The sequence below is a fragment of the Streptomyces poriferorum genome (assembly GCF_019399235.1).
Taxonomy (GTDB): Bacteria; Actinomycetota; Actinomycetes; order Streptomycetales; family Streptomycetaceae; genus Streptomyces; species Streptomyces poriferorum.
The window spans coordinates 1-15,057 of the sequence record NZ_JAELVH010000203.1; the positions used below are offsets into that span (position 1 = coordinate 1).

Sequence of the window (15,057 nt, forward strand, 5' to 3'; positions counted from 1 at the left end):
TGGCCCGGGCCACAGCCGCGTACCGCAGCGCCGTCGACTTCGCCGAATCCCGGATGGATCAGGAACTGGAGCGGACCCTGTCCGACCCGCGCAGCCGGATCGGCGGCGCGGGCGACCGGGCCCGTGAGCAGGCCCGGGCCAAGCGCGACGAGCTGACCGGCCGGGCCCGCGAGGCACTGGACCGCGACCTCGCCCAGCTGACCGCCGAGGCCGCCGTGGTGGAGCCCGCGCTGCCCGCCGCGTACGCGGGCTGGGACAACCCCGTCTGGCACGCCTACCGCGTCCCGATGGAGATCCCGATGGCCCTGCGGATCGGTGACCTCCACCTGCCGGAGAGCAGCGGGATGAGTATTCCGCTGCTCGTCCGGCTGCCGCTGGAGCGCGGCATGTGGATCGACAGCGGACGCACGGCGTCCGAGGCCGCCGCGCTGACCGGCACCGACCAGCTGCGCCGGCTGGCCATGGAGAGCGCCGTCCTGCACGCGGCGCGGATGCTCGCCGTCTACCCGCCGAACGAGTTCTCGGTCCATGTCATCGACCCGGCGGGCTCCGCCGCCACGGCGCTGGCCCCGCTGGTCGCTGCCGGGGTGCTCGCGAGTCCGCCCGCGTACGGCCCCGGGGGAGTGTCCTCCGTCCTCGCCCACCTCACCCGGCGCGTCGACCTCGTGCAGATGGCCATCAGGGCCGGAGCCGCCGATTCGCTCCCGCCCGACCTGGACCCGGCCGAGCAGCTGCTGATCGTCAACGACTTCCCGCACGGCTTCGACGACCGTGCGGTCACCCAGCTGCGCTATCTCGCCGATGAGGGGCCCGCCGTCGGCGTGCATCTCATGATGGTCGCGGACCGGGAGGACGCCTCGGCGTACGGTCCGGTGCTCGACCCCCTGTGGCGGTCGCTGCTCCGCGTCACCCCGGTCGCCGACGACCATCTGGCCGACCCCTGGGTCGGTCACGCATGGACGTACGAGCCGCCCGCGACCCCGCCCGGCAGCCGTGTTCTGGAGGAGGTTCTGGAACGCGTGGCAGCCGCGCGCCGCACCGGACATCGCTGAACCGCCGATCTGGCCCGATCGTTCATACCCGCTCCCACCTGGCGTTTTGGAGCATCTTTACCCTTCTCTTTACCTTTCCTTGGTGTTCCCTGTACTGTTCATTGGGCGGAGGGGAGTACTCCCGATCGCGGCGTGCCCGTCAGTACGGACTGTGACCGGTCCCGGGGCGCCGGCCCAGCGCGCATCCCGTGCGCCCGGGTGGAAGAGACCTCCGGCAGCGACGACGCTGATCAGTAGCCGTAGCGAACTGCCGGAGGCGCAGTGGACGTTTCATGGACCCTCTGGGCGCTGACCATTCTTGGTCTGTGCGCCCTCATCGCCGTCGACTTCTTCATCGGGCGCAAGCCTCATGACGTGTCGACCAAGGAAGCCGGAATCTGGACGATCGTCTGGATCGCGCTGGCCGTACTCTTCGGGCTCGGGCTGCTCGCCTTCGGTGAGACCCAGGCCTCGGGCGAGTTCTTCGCCGGCTACATCACCGAGAAGTCGCTGAGCGTCGACAACCTCTTCGTCTTCGTGCTGATCATGGCGAAGTTCTCGGTGCCCTCCCACCTCCAGCAGCGGGTGCTGCTCGTAGGAGTGATGATCGCGCTGGTTCTCAGGGCGATCTTCATCGCCGCCGGTGCCGCGGTCATCGCCAACTTCTCGTGGGTCTTCTACATCTTCGGCGCGTTCCTGATCTACACCGCCTGGAAGCTCATCCAGGAGGCGCGGGCCGACGAGGAGGAGGACGAGTTCGAGGAGAACCGCCTGCTCAAGACCATCGAGCGCCGCTTCGGTGTCGCCGACCGGTACCACGGCACCAAGCTCTTCATCCGGGTCAACGGCAAGCGCGTCCTGACCCCTCTGATGGTCGTCATGCTCGCCATCGGCACCACCGACGTGCTGTTCGCGCTGGACTCCATCCCCGCGATCTTCGGCCTGACCCAGGACCCGTACATCGTGTTCACCGCCAACGCCTTCGCGTTGATGGGGCTGCGGCAGCTGTACTTCCTGATCGGCGGCCTGCTCAAGAAGCTGGTCCACCTCAGCTACGGGCTGTCGGTCATCCTCGGCTTCATCGGCGTCAAGCTGGTCCTGCACGCGCTGCACGAGTCCGGGGTGCACGTCCCCGAGATCTCCATCCCGGTCTCGCTCGGCGTCATCTGCGGGGTGCTGGTGATCACCACCATCACCAGCCTGATCGCCAACAAGAAGCAGGCCAAGGCGGACGCCGCCGCGGAGGCGGAGAAGGCCGCGGATCCCGCGGGCAAGGGCGCCGGCATAGACGCCTGAGCGGAGACGGGGGGTGTGGGCGCGCGGATCGCGCGCCCACACCCCCCGTCGTCGTCACCAGCCCCGCGCGCGCCATTCGGGCAGTCGCGGGCGCTCGTCGCCGAGTGTGGTGTCGTGCCCGTGTCCGGGGTAGACCCAGGTCTCGTCGGGCAGTGCGTCGAAGAGCTTGGTCTCCACGTCGTGCAGCAGGCTCACGAACGCCTCGGGGTCGTCGAACGTGTTGCCGACCCCGCCCGGGAAGAGGCAGTCCCCGGTGAACAGATGCGGAGCGCCGTGCGGGTCGTCGTAGACGAGTGCGATCGAGCCCGGGGTGTGGCCGGTCAGATGGCGGGCGGTCAGTGCGACCTGCCCGACCCCGATGGTGTCGCCGTCCTCGACGAGCACATCGGTCGGGACCGGGATCCCCTCGGCGTCGAACCGCCCGGCATACGTACGCGCACCGGTGGCCGCGACCACCTCGCCCAGCGCCTGCCAGTGGTCGCCGTGCCGGTGCGTGGTGACGACCGAGGCGATCGAGTCCTCACCGATCAGCGTCAGCAGGGTCCCGGCCTCGTTGGCCGCGTCGATCAGGAGCTGTTCGCCGGTCGCCCGGCAGCGCAGTAGATAGGCGTTGTTGTTCATCGGGCCGACGGCGACCTTGGAGATCATCAGATCCGTCAACTCGTGTACGTCCGCGCGCCCGCCGACCTTGACCGTTCCGCTGTACGTCATGCCTCTCAGCCTATAGCGGGGGCAGCGCGGGAAGGGTTCCGCCTTCGACGGTCAGGGCGGACCCGTCGCGCCGCCCGCTGAGCCAGCCGAGCAGCTCGGGAGCCGTACCGCGGACGCCGACGGGTCCGCCCTCCGCGCCGCCACCGGTCGTCCAGAACCGGCCCCGGTCGTCGGCCACGCCCGTCGACACGACCGCAGGGTGCCGGCCGAAGCGCTCGGCCAGGAAGTCGATCTCGCGGGCGATGAAATCGTCCGGCAGGTCCTCCAGCTCATAGCCGACCCCCAGGTCGACGTGGTGCAGCTCGACCTCGCCGCGACGGCGGAAGGGGATCCGGGAAGCCGGGTCCGTCACACCGTTGCGCAGCGTGACGGTGCGCGACCAGTCGGCGGGGGCCGAGGCTGCCGCCACGAAGCGGTCCGCGCTCGAGGCCAGGTCGGCGAGCTGCTCCGCCTGCGGCCGGGGCGCGTCGCGCTCGATGTCACCGTCACGGGTTTCGCTGTCTGCGTACATGGGCCGGCCCTGGAGAACATTTACCAGTGCGTCGGCGTTACGTGAGAGGTGCGCGACGACATGACCCCGGCTCCAGCCGGGGAGGCGCGACGGTTCGGCGAGTGCCGCGTCGTCCAGTTTCTCCGTGGCGCTGAGCAGTCGGTCGGTCGCTTCCCGCAGTGCGGCCAGGTCGTGCGCATGATCAGTCATGGGCCGAGCCTAGCGTCGGCCACTCATTCGGGTGAAGGAGTCATCAGCCGTCCGTAAATCGAATGCGCGTGCTATACGCTCGGAGTCGAAAGCTTCGTACATCGCTGTGGCACCCCCCATACCCTGGAGCAGGGGCTCAGTTCCCCCGCTTCTCTCTAGAAAGGTGCGGACCGGCGTGGCCGACCGTCTCATCGTCCGTGGCGCTCGCGAGCACAACCTCAAGAACGTCTCGCTCGACCTCCCCCGCGACTCCCTCATCGTCTTCACCGGGCTCTCCGGGTCGGGCAAGTCGTCGCTCGCGTTCGACACGATCTTCGCCGAGGGCCAGCGGCGCTACGTGGAGTCCCTCTCCTCGTACGCCCGGCAGTTCCTCGGTCAGATGGACAAGCCGGACGTCGACTTCATCGAGGGCCTGTCGCCCGCCGTCTCCATCGACCAGAAGTCGACCTCGCGCAACCCGCGCTCGACGGTCGGCACGATCACCGAGGTCTACGACTACCTCCGGCTGCTCTTCGCCAGGATCGGCAAGCCGCACTGTCCCGAGTGCGGCCGTCCCATTTCGCGCCAGTCGCCGCAGGCCATCGTGGACAAGGTCCTCGGCCTGCCCGAGGGCAGCCGCTTCCAGGTGCTCTCGCCGCTCGTCCGCGAGCGCAAGGGTGAGTTCGTCGACCTCTTCGCAGACCTGCAGACCAAGGGATACAGCAGGGCCAGGGTCGACGGCGCGACCATCCAGCTCTCCGAGCCGCCCACGCTCAAGAAGCAGGAGAAGCACACCATCGAGGTGGTCATCGACCGCCTCACGGTGAAGGACAGCGCCAAGCGCCGGCTGACCGACTCGGTCGAGACCGCGCTGGGCCTCTCCGGCGGCATGGTCGTGCTCGACTTCGTCGACCTCCCCGAGGACGACCCCGAGCGTGAGCGGATGTACTCCGAGCACCTCTACTGCCCGTACGACGACCTCTCCTTCGAGGAGCTGGAGCCGCGCTCCTTCTCCTTCAACTCCCCCTTCGGCGCCTGCCCCGACTGCACGGGCATCGGCACGCGGATGGAGGTCGACCCGGAGCTGATCGTCCCGGACGAGGAGAAGTCCCTCGACGAGGGCGCGATCCACCCCTGGTCGCACGGCCACACCAAGGAGTACTTCGGCCGCCAGATCAACGCCCTGGCCGAAGCCCTCGGATTCCGTACGGACATCCCCTGGGCCGGGCTCCCGCAGCGTGCCAAGAAGGCCCTGCTCTTCGGTCACAAGATCCAGACCGAGGTCCGCTACCGCAACCGGTACGGGCGCGAGCGCGCCTACACCACGCCCTCCTTCGAAGGCGCGGTGCAGTTCGTCAAGAGGCGGCACTCCGAGGCGGAGAGCGACTCCAGCCGGGAACGCTTCGAGGGCTATATGCGCGAGGTGCCCTGCCCGACCTGTGAGGGCACCCGGCTCAAGCCGATCGTCCTCGCGGTCACGGTGATGGAGAAGTCCATCGCCCAGGTCGCCGCGATGTCGATCAGCGAGTGCGCCGAGTTCCTCGGCCGCATGAAGCTGAACGCCCGCGACAAGAAGATCGCCGAGCGGGTGCTCAAGGAGGTCAACGAGCGGCTGAAGTTCCTGGTCGACGTCGGCTTGGACTACCTCTCGCTGAACCGCGCGGCGGGCACCCTGTCCGGCGGCGAGGCCCAGCGCATCCGGCTCGCCACCCAGATCGGTTCCGGCCTGGTCGGCGTGCTGTACGTGCTGGACGAGCCGTCCATCGGGCTGCACCAGCGCGACAACCACCGGCTGATCGAGACCCTGGTCCGGCTCCGCGACATGGGCAACACGCTCATCGTCGTCGAGCACGACGAGGACACGATCAAGGTCGCCGACTGGGTCGTCGACATCGGCCCCGGCGCCGGCGAGCACGGCGGCAAGGTGGTCCACTCCGGATCGCTCAAGGAGCTGCTGGCCAACGACAAGTCGATCACCGGTCAGTACCTGACCGGCAAGAGGTCGATCGCGATGCCCGAGATCCGGCGTCCCGTCGACCCCTCGCGCCTGCTCACGGTCCACGGCGCCCGGGAGAACAACCTCCAGGACATCGACGTCGCCTTCCCGCTCGGCGTGCTGACCGCCGTGACCGGCGTCTCCGGCTCCGGGAAGTCGACCCTGGTCAACGACATCCTCTACACCCACCTGGCCCGCGAGCTGAACGGCGCCAAGTCGGTGCCCGGCCGGCACACCCGGGTCGACGGGGACGACCTCGTCGACAAGGTGGTGCACGTCGACCAGTCGCCCATCGGCCGGACACCCCGGTCCAACCCGGCGACGTACACGGGCGTCTTCGACCACGTCCGCCGGCTGTTCGCGGAGACGATGGAGGCCAAGGTCCGCGGCTATCTGCCGGGCCGGTTCTCCTTCAATGTGAAGGGCGGCCGCTGCGAGAACTGCTCCGGCGACGGCACCATCAAGATCGAGATGAACTTCCTGCCCGACGTGTACGTCCCGTGCGAGGTCTGCCACGGAGCGCGCTACAACCGGGAGACCCTGGAGGTCCACTACAAGGGCAAGTCCATTGCCGAGGTGCTGGACATGCCGATCGAGGAGGGCCTGGAGTTCTTCGAGGCCGTCCCGACCATCGCGCGTCACCTGCGGACGCTCAACGAGGTCGGTCTCGGATACGTCAGGCTCGGCCAGTCCGCGCCGACACTCTCCGGCGGTGAGGCGCAGCGGGTGAAGCTCGCCAGCGAGCTCCAGAAGCGCTCCACCGGACGCACGGTCTACGTCCTGGACGAGCCGACCACCGGTCTGCACTTCGAGGACATCTCCAAGCTGATCAAGGTGCTCTCCGGCCTGGTCGACAAGGGCAACTCGGTGATCGTCATCGAGCACAACCTCGATGTCATCAAGACGGCCGACTGGGTCATCGACATGGGACCCGAGGGGGGCAACGGCGGCGGTCTGGTCATCGCCGAGGGCACCCCGGAGTTCGTGGCGGGCGTCCCCGCCAGCCACACCGGGAAGTTCCTCCAGGGCATTCTGGACGCGGACCGGGTCAGCGAGGCGTCCGTACCCGCGGCGCGCAAGCCGGTGCGGAAGACGGCCGCGAAGACGGCGGTGGCCGCGAAGTCCGCCCCCGCGCGGAAGACGGCGACGGCGAAGACCCCGGCCAAGAAGGCCACGGCGAAGTCCACCGGGACGGCAGCGGCGAAGAAGCCCGCGGCCAAGAAGGCGACCCGCGCGCGCAAGGCCTGACACCGGGATCACGCGGTGCGAGGTGGCGGTCGTCCTGAGGAGGCCGCCACCTCGTCGCGTCCCGCCCCTTGCGAGCTTCGCAGCACCCTGGATAGGCGCTGACCAGGCACGACCGCGCTCGACCGGCCCGCGCGCGGAGGCATTCTTCTCCGCCGGTATCGTCGGTTACGTCACCGCTGTCCTGCCGCCTCGGGCGTGCCGGGCCGCCCTGGCATCCTCTGCCCCTCTGACCCGTGGAGACCGCATGTCCGGCCAGCCCACCGCCCGCCGCACTGTGCTCAAGGGCGCCGCTCTCGCGGGCGTCGCCGGGCTGGGAGTGGCCGCCTGCTCGACCGAGTCGAAGCTCGGGCACGCCGAGACGCCGACCCCGACCGCACCCGTCGAGCTCGGCGCTCCCGACGAGATCCCGGTCGGTGAGTCCAAGCTCTACCGTGAGCAGCGCGTCATCGTCAGCTGCCCGGCCAAGGGCCAGTACAAGGCGTTCAGCGCCCAGTGCACCCACGCGGGCTGCCTGCTGGACAAGGTCGAGAAGAACGAGGGGCACTGCCCCTGCCACGGCAGCCTCTTCGACACCACGACCGGCAAGGCCGTGCACGGTCCCGCGACCGTGCCGCTGCCCTCTGTCCCGGTCAAGGTCGAAGGCGGAAAGCTCATCGCGGGCCCCGACGCCTGACCCGGCCGCCCTGAGGTCCGCCTCATGCCCGGCCCCCGTCGATGCCGGCCGGACCAGGACGACGCCCTGCTCCACCGGATCGCCGGGCCGGCCGGCCGGCGTGAGAGCGGCCCGCAGCGGCTCCGTTTCGCGACGGGGACGCAGCGGTGCGGTCGGCGGGCGTTCAGCGTGGCTACCGGCGCGTGTGTGTCTCCGGCAGTGACTCCGGCGGCGTGACCTGATCCCCCGGCCCGACGATCCACCCCAGGCGGGCAGCCCGCCAGCCCAGCTCGATCCGGCTGGAGGCGGCGGCCCGGTCCATCAGCTCCCTCACCCGGCGCTGCACGGTCCGTCGTCCGATCCGCAGCTGTCGGGCGATGCCGAGGTCGGTCAGTCCGGCGAGCAGCAGGGTCAGCAGCTCGATGTCCTCGCCGGCGAGGTCGCACCGCGACTGATCGGCCGTGGGGTGCAGTGGCAGCGCGGACTCCCACGCCATCTCGAACAGAGCGACCAACGCGTCCAGGAGCGGGCCCGCGTAGATGTGAACGACCGTCTGTCTTCGCGACGCGCCGGTGCGAACGGCGAGGAGAGCCGTGGACCCGTCGACGATGATCATCTTGACCGGCACATGGTGAAGGACCCGGGCGCGCTCTCCCGCTTCGGTGTACTGGCGGATCTCCTTCTGCGCCCCGTCGCGCTCCAGGGCCATCCGGTCGTAGACCGTCCGGTACGTCACCCCCGCCGCCAGCCGCTCGAGCTCGACCCCGTTGACGGGCTCGGACACCAGGTACGGCGGGGCGTCGAACCGCACGACCTCCTGGCGCGCCGTGCGCTGGATCTGCTGGTAGCGCAGAGCCACCTCCGCCTCGGAGGTGACCTCGGCCATGCCCTCCGTGCCCTCGGTGCGGGGTGCTCTGTGGTACTCCCCGGCGAGCCGGTCCAGGGCACCCCGGGCTGTCTTCAGCTCATTCATACGCGCCATCAGCAGTACCTCCCCCGCTATGTCCGGCGGGGACGGAATCAGCTGTGCCGGCAACTCGTCGGTGACGGTCACCAGCCCCTTCTCGACGAGTCCGTCGACGGCCTCGGCCGCATGCCCGGCGCTGAGGCTGAGGTGGTAGTGGATCCGGTCCGCATCAGCCCGTCCGGCGCGGACGAGCAGTTGGTACACCTGCGACTCGGCGTTGCTCAACCCGAGCGTCTCCAGCATCTGTGTATCCCCCTCAAAGGCTCCCGAAAGGCCCGTCCGCCCGGATGACATGGCGTCGCAGCGTGTTCGGGGCGCCTCGTTCCACCCGGGCGGGCGGCATGTGCGGCGCGTTCGTGCATCCGTGAACGCGATGACAATACGACCCGTTTACGCAGGCAGGGCGCCCGGCGCAGGGAATTTCTCACCCCTGTGCCGGGCGCCGGGTACTGTCCGACGGACTTCTGGTTCAGGACCTCACTTGAGGGCGTAGGCCCGGGTGATGGTCTGGACGGTGCGGCTGCCCGCGGAGTCCCAGGCCTCGGTCCTGAGGGTCACGAAGCCGTTGGTGTCGGCCAGCTTGGGGTGCCACAGCAGAGCCTGGAAGGAGTTGGTGTCCTTGCGCAGCATCGCGGCGGACTTCCAGGTGGCGCCGTCGTCGTAGGAGACGGAGACCTTGGCGCCGGCGACCGCGGTGGAGCCGGCCCAGCCCTTTGGGCGTCCCGCGTTCACGGTGAAGGTGTACGGCAGCCCGGCCCGTGCCTGGTTGAGCACGTTCAGCGGCAGGTCGTAGTCGAGCAGGAGCACGGGCATGGACTCACAGACCTTGGGCGTGGGAATGAACGCCGTGTCGCAGTCCTTGATGGCCATGGTGGTCGGTGCCGCCTGGCTGAAGTTCCACTCGGTGCGGACCTGCTTGCCGAGCTCGACGCCGGGGACGTCCTTGGCCAGCTTCTGGTCGAGGACGTACCGGTAGTCCGCCTTCTCCTGCGCCAGCTGGCCGAAGCCGGATATCTGCTGTCCGTTGAGGTAGTAGCTCCAGGTCCCGGTCAGGCCCGACAGGGTGTGGGTGGGATCGTTGTCGGCGCCGGTGCTGCCGGGCAGCTTCTGCCAGACGTCGGCGCGGCAGAAGGAACACGGCCCGAACTCGTACTGGGACAGGCGCATCGGCGCGTCGAACCAGCTCCGGGTGTAGGACTTGCCCGGGGTGAGGTAGGTGCCGCGAAGGGCGGCCATCTGCCAGGTCGAGGAGTTGAAGTCGGCCGACACGCTCGGCTGGTACGTCACCCCGGTGCCCGCGAGGAAGTAGTCGTCGCGGGTGGTGCCCTGGTAGAGGGGCTGGCCGACGGAGCCCGTGGTCACCTGCAGGGGGCCCCAGATGTTCATGTTCTCGGAGCCCAGGCGCCGGGCGCCGTCGGAGTGGAACGTATTGGTGACCTTGGCGAAGTCCTTGACGTCGATGGTCTTGGCCAGGTCGGCGGGGATCCGGTCGTCGGTGAAGTGAGGGTTGTAGTTGTAGCCCGGCTCCAGGACGCCCTTAAGGGCGATCCGGACCTTGTCCTTGGCCAGCAAAGTCCTGAGGGTTGCGGCGTTGTCGTACGTGGCGTGGGCGACCGGGATGGTCTGGCCGGCGGGGACGCCGCTTCCGCTCGGCCCGGGAACGGCAGGGGCCACGATCATCGCGACGGCTCCGGCGGCGGCGGCCCTGGCGGCCTGGTCGTCGGCCTCGGTGACATCGGCCACGGAGATCAGAACGGTCTTGCCCTTGACGTCGGCAGCGGCGAAGTCCTTCTCGGTGCCGGCGCCCAGGTCGACCAGCTCGGTGCGCTTGGTGCCCTCGAAGCGCTTCGCGTTCACCGAGGACTTCAGCGGGATGGTCACGTGCCCGGGGCCTGTCACCTCCAGCTGGACCAGCGGTTCGCGCCGGGCCAGGGACGTTTCCAGGCGCAGCGCGCCGGTGGTGGCGCCGGCACTGGGGATGGCACCTTGCCTGGTGTCGGCGAGGTTGAGCAGGTTGCCGATGCCGGCGAAGCTCGAGTAACCGCCTGCGGTGCCGGGGTCACGGAAGACGAACGTGGTCACCTGGCCGTTCTCCAGGGGCCGCTTCTCACCCTTGATGTTCACGCTGAGGTCGGTGGCGGTGGTGCCGTCGACGGTGAAGGTCTGGTCCCGGTCACTCACCTCGATGTTCGGCACGCTGAACAGGTCGGCCGCGTAGGAGATCGCACCCCCGGCGGGGTCCGCCGAGTAGAGCGAGCCCTCGATGGAGTACTTGCCGAGCGGCACCGACAGGGTGGTGGTGCCGTTGGCGTACAGGGTCTGGTCCTGCCAGACGTGGTTGTCCATCCCGTGCAGGACAAACTTCAACGCCTTGGGGGCCTTGCCGAATCGGTCGGTGACCTTCAGCGTCACATCGTGCTGCTCGACGGAGGTGACGAAGCCGAGCGCGGCGTGCACCGACTCGCCGCTGTCGGAGGTGGCGGTGAAGGATCCGCCGTACTGGCCGGTCTTCAGGCCGTTGTTGTCGAGCGTGACGGTGACCTCGGCAGTGCCGCCGGCCGGGACGGTGACCCGGCCGTCGGAAAGGCCCGCTCCCGACAGCGACAGCGTGCCGGACGGGACCGCGGTTCCGCTCGCGTCCTTGGCGGCGGCCGTCACGGTCACCACGGTGTCGGTGGCTGCGCCGTTGCGCAGCGTCAGGGTGCGGCTGCGGGTGGGGTACGTACCCTTCTGCCACGGGATCACGCGGAAGTCAGCCGTACCGGACAGCTCCAGCGACGGGTCGAGCGCGGCGGGGATGTCGACCCGGCCGTAACCCTGCTGGTAGACGGTCTGGTCGGCAGCGGACTTGGCGTGCGCGGTCAGTGCCTCCTTGATGCGCTGCCCGGTCCAGTCGGGGTGGCGCTGCTTGAGGATCGCGGCGGAGCCGGCCACGTGCGGGGTGGCCATCGAGGTGCCGCTGGCCGAGGTGTAGTTGGCGTCCACGGGAGCGCCCATGGTGGTGCCGGCCGCGCGGGCGGCGACGATGTCCACGCCCGGGGCGGTGATCTCCGGCTTGATCGCCATGTCGCCGAGGCGCGGGCCGCGGCTGGAGAAGTCGGCGAGCGCGTCGGACTTGTCGACGGCGCCGACGGTCAGGGCCGCGTCGGCGGCGCCGGGGGTGCCCAGGGTGCTCTCGCCCGGGCCACTGTTGCCGGCCGCGATGACGAACAGGGTGTCCGAGGACGCGCTGAGCGAGTTGACCGCGTTGGTCAGCGGGTCCTCACCCGGTGAGTCGGTGCCGCCGAGGCTCATGCTGACGACGTCGGCGCCCTGCTCGACCGCCCACTCCATACCGGCCAGGATGCCGGAGTCCGCGCCGTGCCCGCCGTTGTCGAGCACCTTGCCGATCAGCAGGTCGGCGCCGGGGGCGACGCCCTTGTACTTGCCGCCCGAGTTGGCGCCGCTGCCCGCGATGGTGGACGCGACGTGGGTGCCGTGACCGTGACCGTCCTGGGCCGTCTGGCCGCTGATGAAGCTCTGGCTCTGGACGATCTCGGACTTGATGTCGGCGTTGTTCAGGTCGGCACCGGTGTCCAGCACGGCCACCTTCACGTCCTTGCCGTCGTACCCCTTGGCCCATGCCTCCGGGGCGCCGATCTGCGGCACGCTCTTGTCCAGTGAGACCTGCGCCTTGCCGTCGTACCACAGCTTGCTCACCCCGGCGGTGCCTGGCGTGACCGCCGGACCGGCGCCCCTGGCGAGCGAGCGGGTGGGCTTGACGGCCTGCCAGAAGCCCTTCGCACGGTGCTTGTCGACGCGCACCGCAGACAGCCCCAGCCGGGGCATGACCCGCTCGCTGTCGCTGCCCGGCAGGTCCTCGGTCCTCTGCTTCAGGGCAGCGGCGGTCGGCTTCCCCTGGAAGTCGACGATGGCGGGGACCTCGTCGGTCTTCGCGTCGCCGTAGCCGTCCCTGATCATCCGGCTGACGTTGAACAGCTCGCCGTCCACCGTGCTGGAGGCGAGGGCGGCCATGGCGTCCTCGGGGTAGACGTACAGGTCGCCGTTCTTTCCGCCGGAGGTCTGGAACGTCTTGGACGTTCCGGTACCGGAGAGGATGTTCACCGACTGCTTGCCGTCCGGCCCGGTCGTCAGCGCGACCTTGTCCCCGGTGACCAGGGTCACCGTGGAGGTGGTGGACCCCTTCTGCTGGGTGGACGGTGCGCCCGAGGCGCTCGGGCCGGTCGACTGCGGCACGGCTGCTGCCGCGCCGGGCAGGCTTGTCAGAGACAGGACGACCGCCGCTGCCACCGCACCAACGGCAGCGGTACGCCGTCGTCTCTCGCGGGTTGTACGCATCAGGACTCCTTACACAGGCTCAACAGGCGTGCGCGTCAGGGGAACTGGTGCTCGGTCACACCACAGTGAACCAACCGAACGTCCGGACGATGCCGCGCACGCCGGAACCTAGTTGCACGCAGCGCACGAGAACCAGATGCGCCGTGGCGGCTGTGCGTCAGATGGCGCCTAGTCGCCACGCGCGTTCGTTCGCATGCCGGACCCCGCTACGTGAAGGGCCGCCACCCTGCACGGCGGAGGCGTGCCGACACGTGGACCGTGCACCGGCACCGGGGGCGCCGAGCATGTGCGGGTCCGGCCGGGAGGACAGCGCCGGTGCCCGGACGGTCAGGGACCGTCGGAGACGGATCGAAGGAGAGGAAGTGCTGCAGGTGCACTCCGCGTCACAGTCGCCCGGATCCCGTCACCCGGGCGGAGCGCGCCGGCGGCCGCGGGAGTTCCGGAGAGGAGCAGGCCGAGGACGGTCCGGGTCCGTCCCCGCGCGGTCCGGACCGGACATCGCGTCGGCCGTCCCCGGAGGAACCCCCGGAGCGTGGCCTCCGGCGGCGCAACCGCGGGCGCCCTCGCCCTCCGCGGTGCCACGATCCTGCGCAGCCGCCGCGGGGCGCGGCGACCGCCCGGTAACGCGTGCACGCGGCTGACCAGGAGAGCCACGCGCGACAGCGTGCTGTCACTGCCCGCCAGTAGGGTGGGAGCCATGGCAGACCCCTCCAGCTACCGCCCCAAGCCGGGACAGATCCCCGACTCCCCGGGGGTCTACAAATTCCGCGACGAACACCGCCGGGTGATCTACGTCGGAAAGGCGAAGAGCCTGCGCCAGCGCCTGGCCAACTACTTCCAGGACCTGTCCGGTCTCCATCCGCGTACGCGCACGATGGTGACCACCGCCGCGTCCGTGGAGTGGACCGTCGTGTCCACGGAGGTCGAGGCGCTCCAGCTCGAGTACTCCTGGATCAAGGAGTTCGACCCCCGGTTCAACGTCAAGTACCGCGACGACAAGAGCTATCCGTACCTCGCGGTCACGCTCAACGAGGAGTTCCCGCGCGTTCAGGTCATGCGCGGTGCCAAGAAGAAGGGCGTGCGTTACTTCGGTCCGTACGGGCACGCCTGGGCGATCCGCGAGACGGTCGACCTGATGCTCCGGGTCTTCCCGGTGAGGACCTGCTCCGCGGGCGTCTTCAAGAACGCCGCCAGGTCCGGCCGCCCCTGCCTCCTCGGCTACATCGGCAAGTGCTCGGCCCCCTGTGTCGGCCGGGTCACCCCCGAGGAGCACCGGGAACTGGCGGACGACTTCTGCGACTTCATGGCCGGCCGCACCGGCACGTACATCCGCCGCCTGGAGAAGGACATGATGGCGGCGGCCGAGGAGATGGAGTACGAGCGCGCGGCCCGCCTGCGCGACGACGTGGAGGCGCTCAAGCGTGCCATGGAGAAGAGCGCCGTCGTCCTCGCCGACGCCACCGACGCGGACCTGATCGCGGTCGCGGAGGACGAGCTGGAGGCCGCGGTCCAGATCTTCCACGTCCGCGGCGGCCGGGTGCGCGGCCAGCGCGGCTGGGTCACCGACAAGGTGGAGAACGTCGACACCTCGGGCCTCGTCGAGCACGCCCTGCAACAGCTGTACGGCGAGGAGACCGGCGACTCCGTCCCCAAGGAGGTCCTCGTCCCGGCCCTTCCCGAGGACCCCGAGGCGGTCTCCCAGTGGCTGGCCGGCCGCCGGGGCTCCCAGGTCAGCCTGCGCATCCCGCAGCGCGGGGACAAGAAGGACCTGATGGCGACGGTCCAGCGCAACGCCCAGCAGGCCCTCGGACTGCACAAGACCAAGCGCGCCTCCGACCTGACCACCCGGTCCCGGGCCCTGGAGGAGATCGCCGAGGCGCTCGGCCTCGACACGGCCCCGCTGCGCATCGAGTGCTTCGACATCTCGCATCTCCAGGGCGACGACGTGGTGGCGTCGATGGTGGTCTTCGAGGACGGCCTGGCCCGCAAGGGGGAGTACCGCCGCTTCCAGATCAAGGGCTTCGAGGGACAGGACGACGTCCGCTCGATGCACGAGGTGATCAGCCGGCGCTTCCGGCGCTACCTCCAGGAGAAGGAACGCACGGGGGAGTGGGAGGAGGGCCCCGCCCCCACCGGCCC

Annotated in this window: 8 protein-coding genes and 1 pseudogene; 5 read left to right on the forward strand and 4 right to left on the reverse strand. The window is 69.7% G+C overall.

All coding sequences use genetic code 11. The features are described from left to right. Positions 1-1,052: pseudogene (locus JGS39_RS28280) on the forward strand (TerD family protein); the annotation flags it as partial. 261 nt (positions 1,053-1,313) lie between these two features. Continuing rightward, positions 1,314-2,327 (forward strand): TerC family protein, encoded by a 1,014-nt coding sequence (locus JGS39_RS28285; RefSeq protein ID WP_219572432.1) that lies wholly within the window; start codon positions 1,314-1,316, stop codon positions 2,325-2,327. 54 nt (positions 2,328-2,381) lie between these two features. Here the strand turns inward: JGS39_RS28285 and JGS39_RS28290 are convergent, their stop codons facing one another. Both JGS39_RS28290 and JGS39_RS28295 read right to left on the reverse strand, forming a co-directional pair. Then, positions 2,382-3,038 (reverse strand): MBL fold metallo-hydrolase, encoded by a 657-nt coding sequence (locus JGS39_RS28290; protein WP_219572433.1) that lies wholly within the window; start codon positions 3,036-3,038, stop codon positions 2,382-2,384. A gap of 10 nt (positions 3,039-3,048) precedes the next feature. Continuing rightward, on the reverse strand, positions 3,049-3,738 hold the full coding sequence (locus JGS39_RS28295) for a maleylpyruvate isomerase family mycothiol-dependent enzyme (protein WP_219572434.1): 690 nt from the start codon (positions 3,736-3,738) through the stop codon (positions 3,049-3,051). Between the two features lie 175 nt (positions 3,739-3,913). Between JGS39_RS28295 and uvrA the strand changes: the two genes are divergently transcribed. Further along, the gene (gene uvrA / locus JGS39_RS28300) at positions 3,914-6,961 is read left to right on the forward strand and encodes an excinuclease ABC subunit UvrA (protein ID WP_219572435.1); all 3,048 of its coding nucleotides are present in this window, start codon (positions 3,914-3,916) and stop codon (positions 6,959-6,961) included. 244 nt (positions 6,962-7,205) lie between these two features. Then, positions 7,206-7,634 carry a Rieske (2Fe-2S) protein gene (locus JGS39_RS28305; RefSeq protein WP_219572436.1) on the forward strand — a complete coding sequence of 143 codons (429 nt, stop codon included), beginning with the start codon at positions 7,206-7,208 and terminating at the stop codon, positions 7,632-7,634. Positions 7,635-7,806: 172 nt separating this feature from the next. On the opposite strand, the gene JGS39_RS28310 is transcribed toward JGS39_RS28305, so the two are convergent. Together JGS39_RS28310 and JGS39_RS28315 are read right to left on the reverse strand one after the other, a co-directional pair. Then, positions 7,807-8,823 carry a helix-turn-helix domain-containing protein gene (locus JGS39_RS28310; protein ID WP_219572437.1) on the reverse strand — a complete coding sequence of 339 codons (1,017 nt, stop codon included), beginning with the start codon at positions 8,821-8,823 and terminating at the stop codon, positions 7,807-7,809. 234 nt (positions 8,824-9,057) lie between these two features. Beyond that, a complete protein-coding gene (locus tag JGS39_RS28315) occupies positions 9,058-12,918 on the reverse strand; it encodes a S8 family serine peptidase (protein WP_219572438.1) in 3,861 nt (1,286 codons plus the stop codon). Between the two features lie 697 nt (positions 12,919-13,615). On the opposite strand from JGS39_RS28315, the gene uvrC reads away from it, so the two are divergent. After that, the coding region (gene uvrC, locus JGS39_RS28320; RefSeq protein WP_219572439.1) for an excinuclease ABC subunit UvrC at positions 13,616-15,057 on the forward strand (1,442 nt) is incomplete at its 3' end.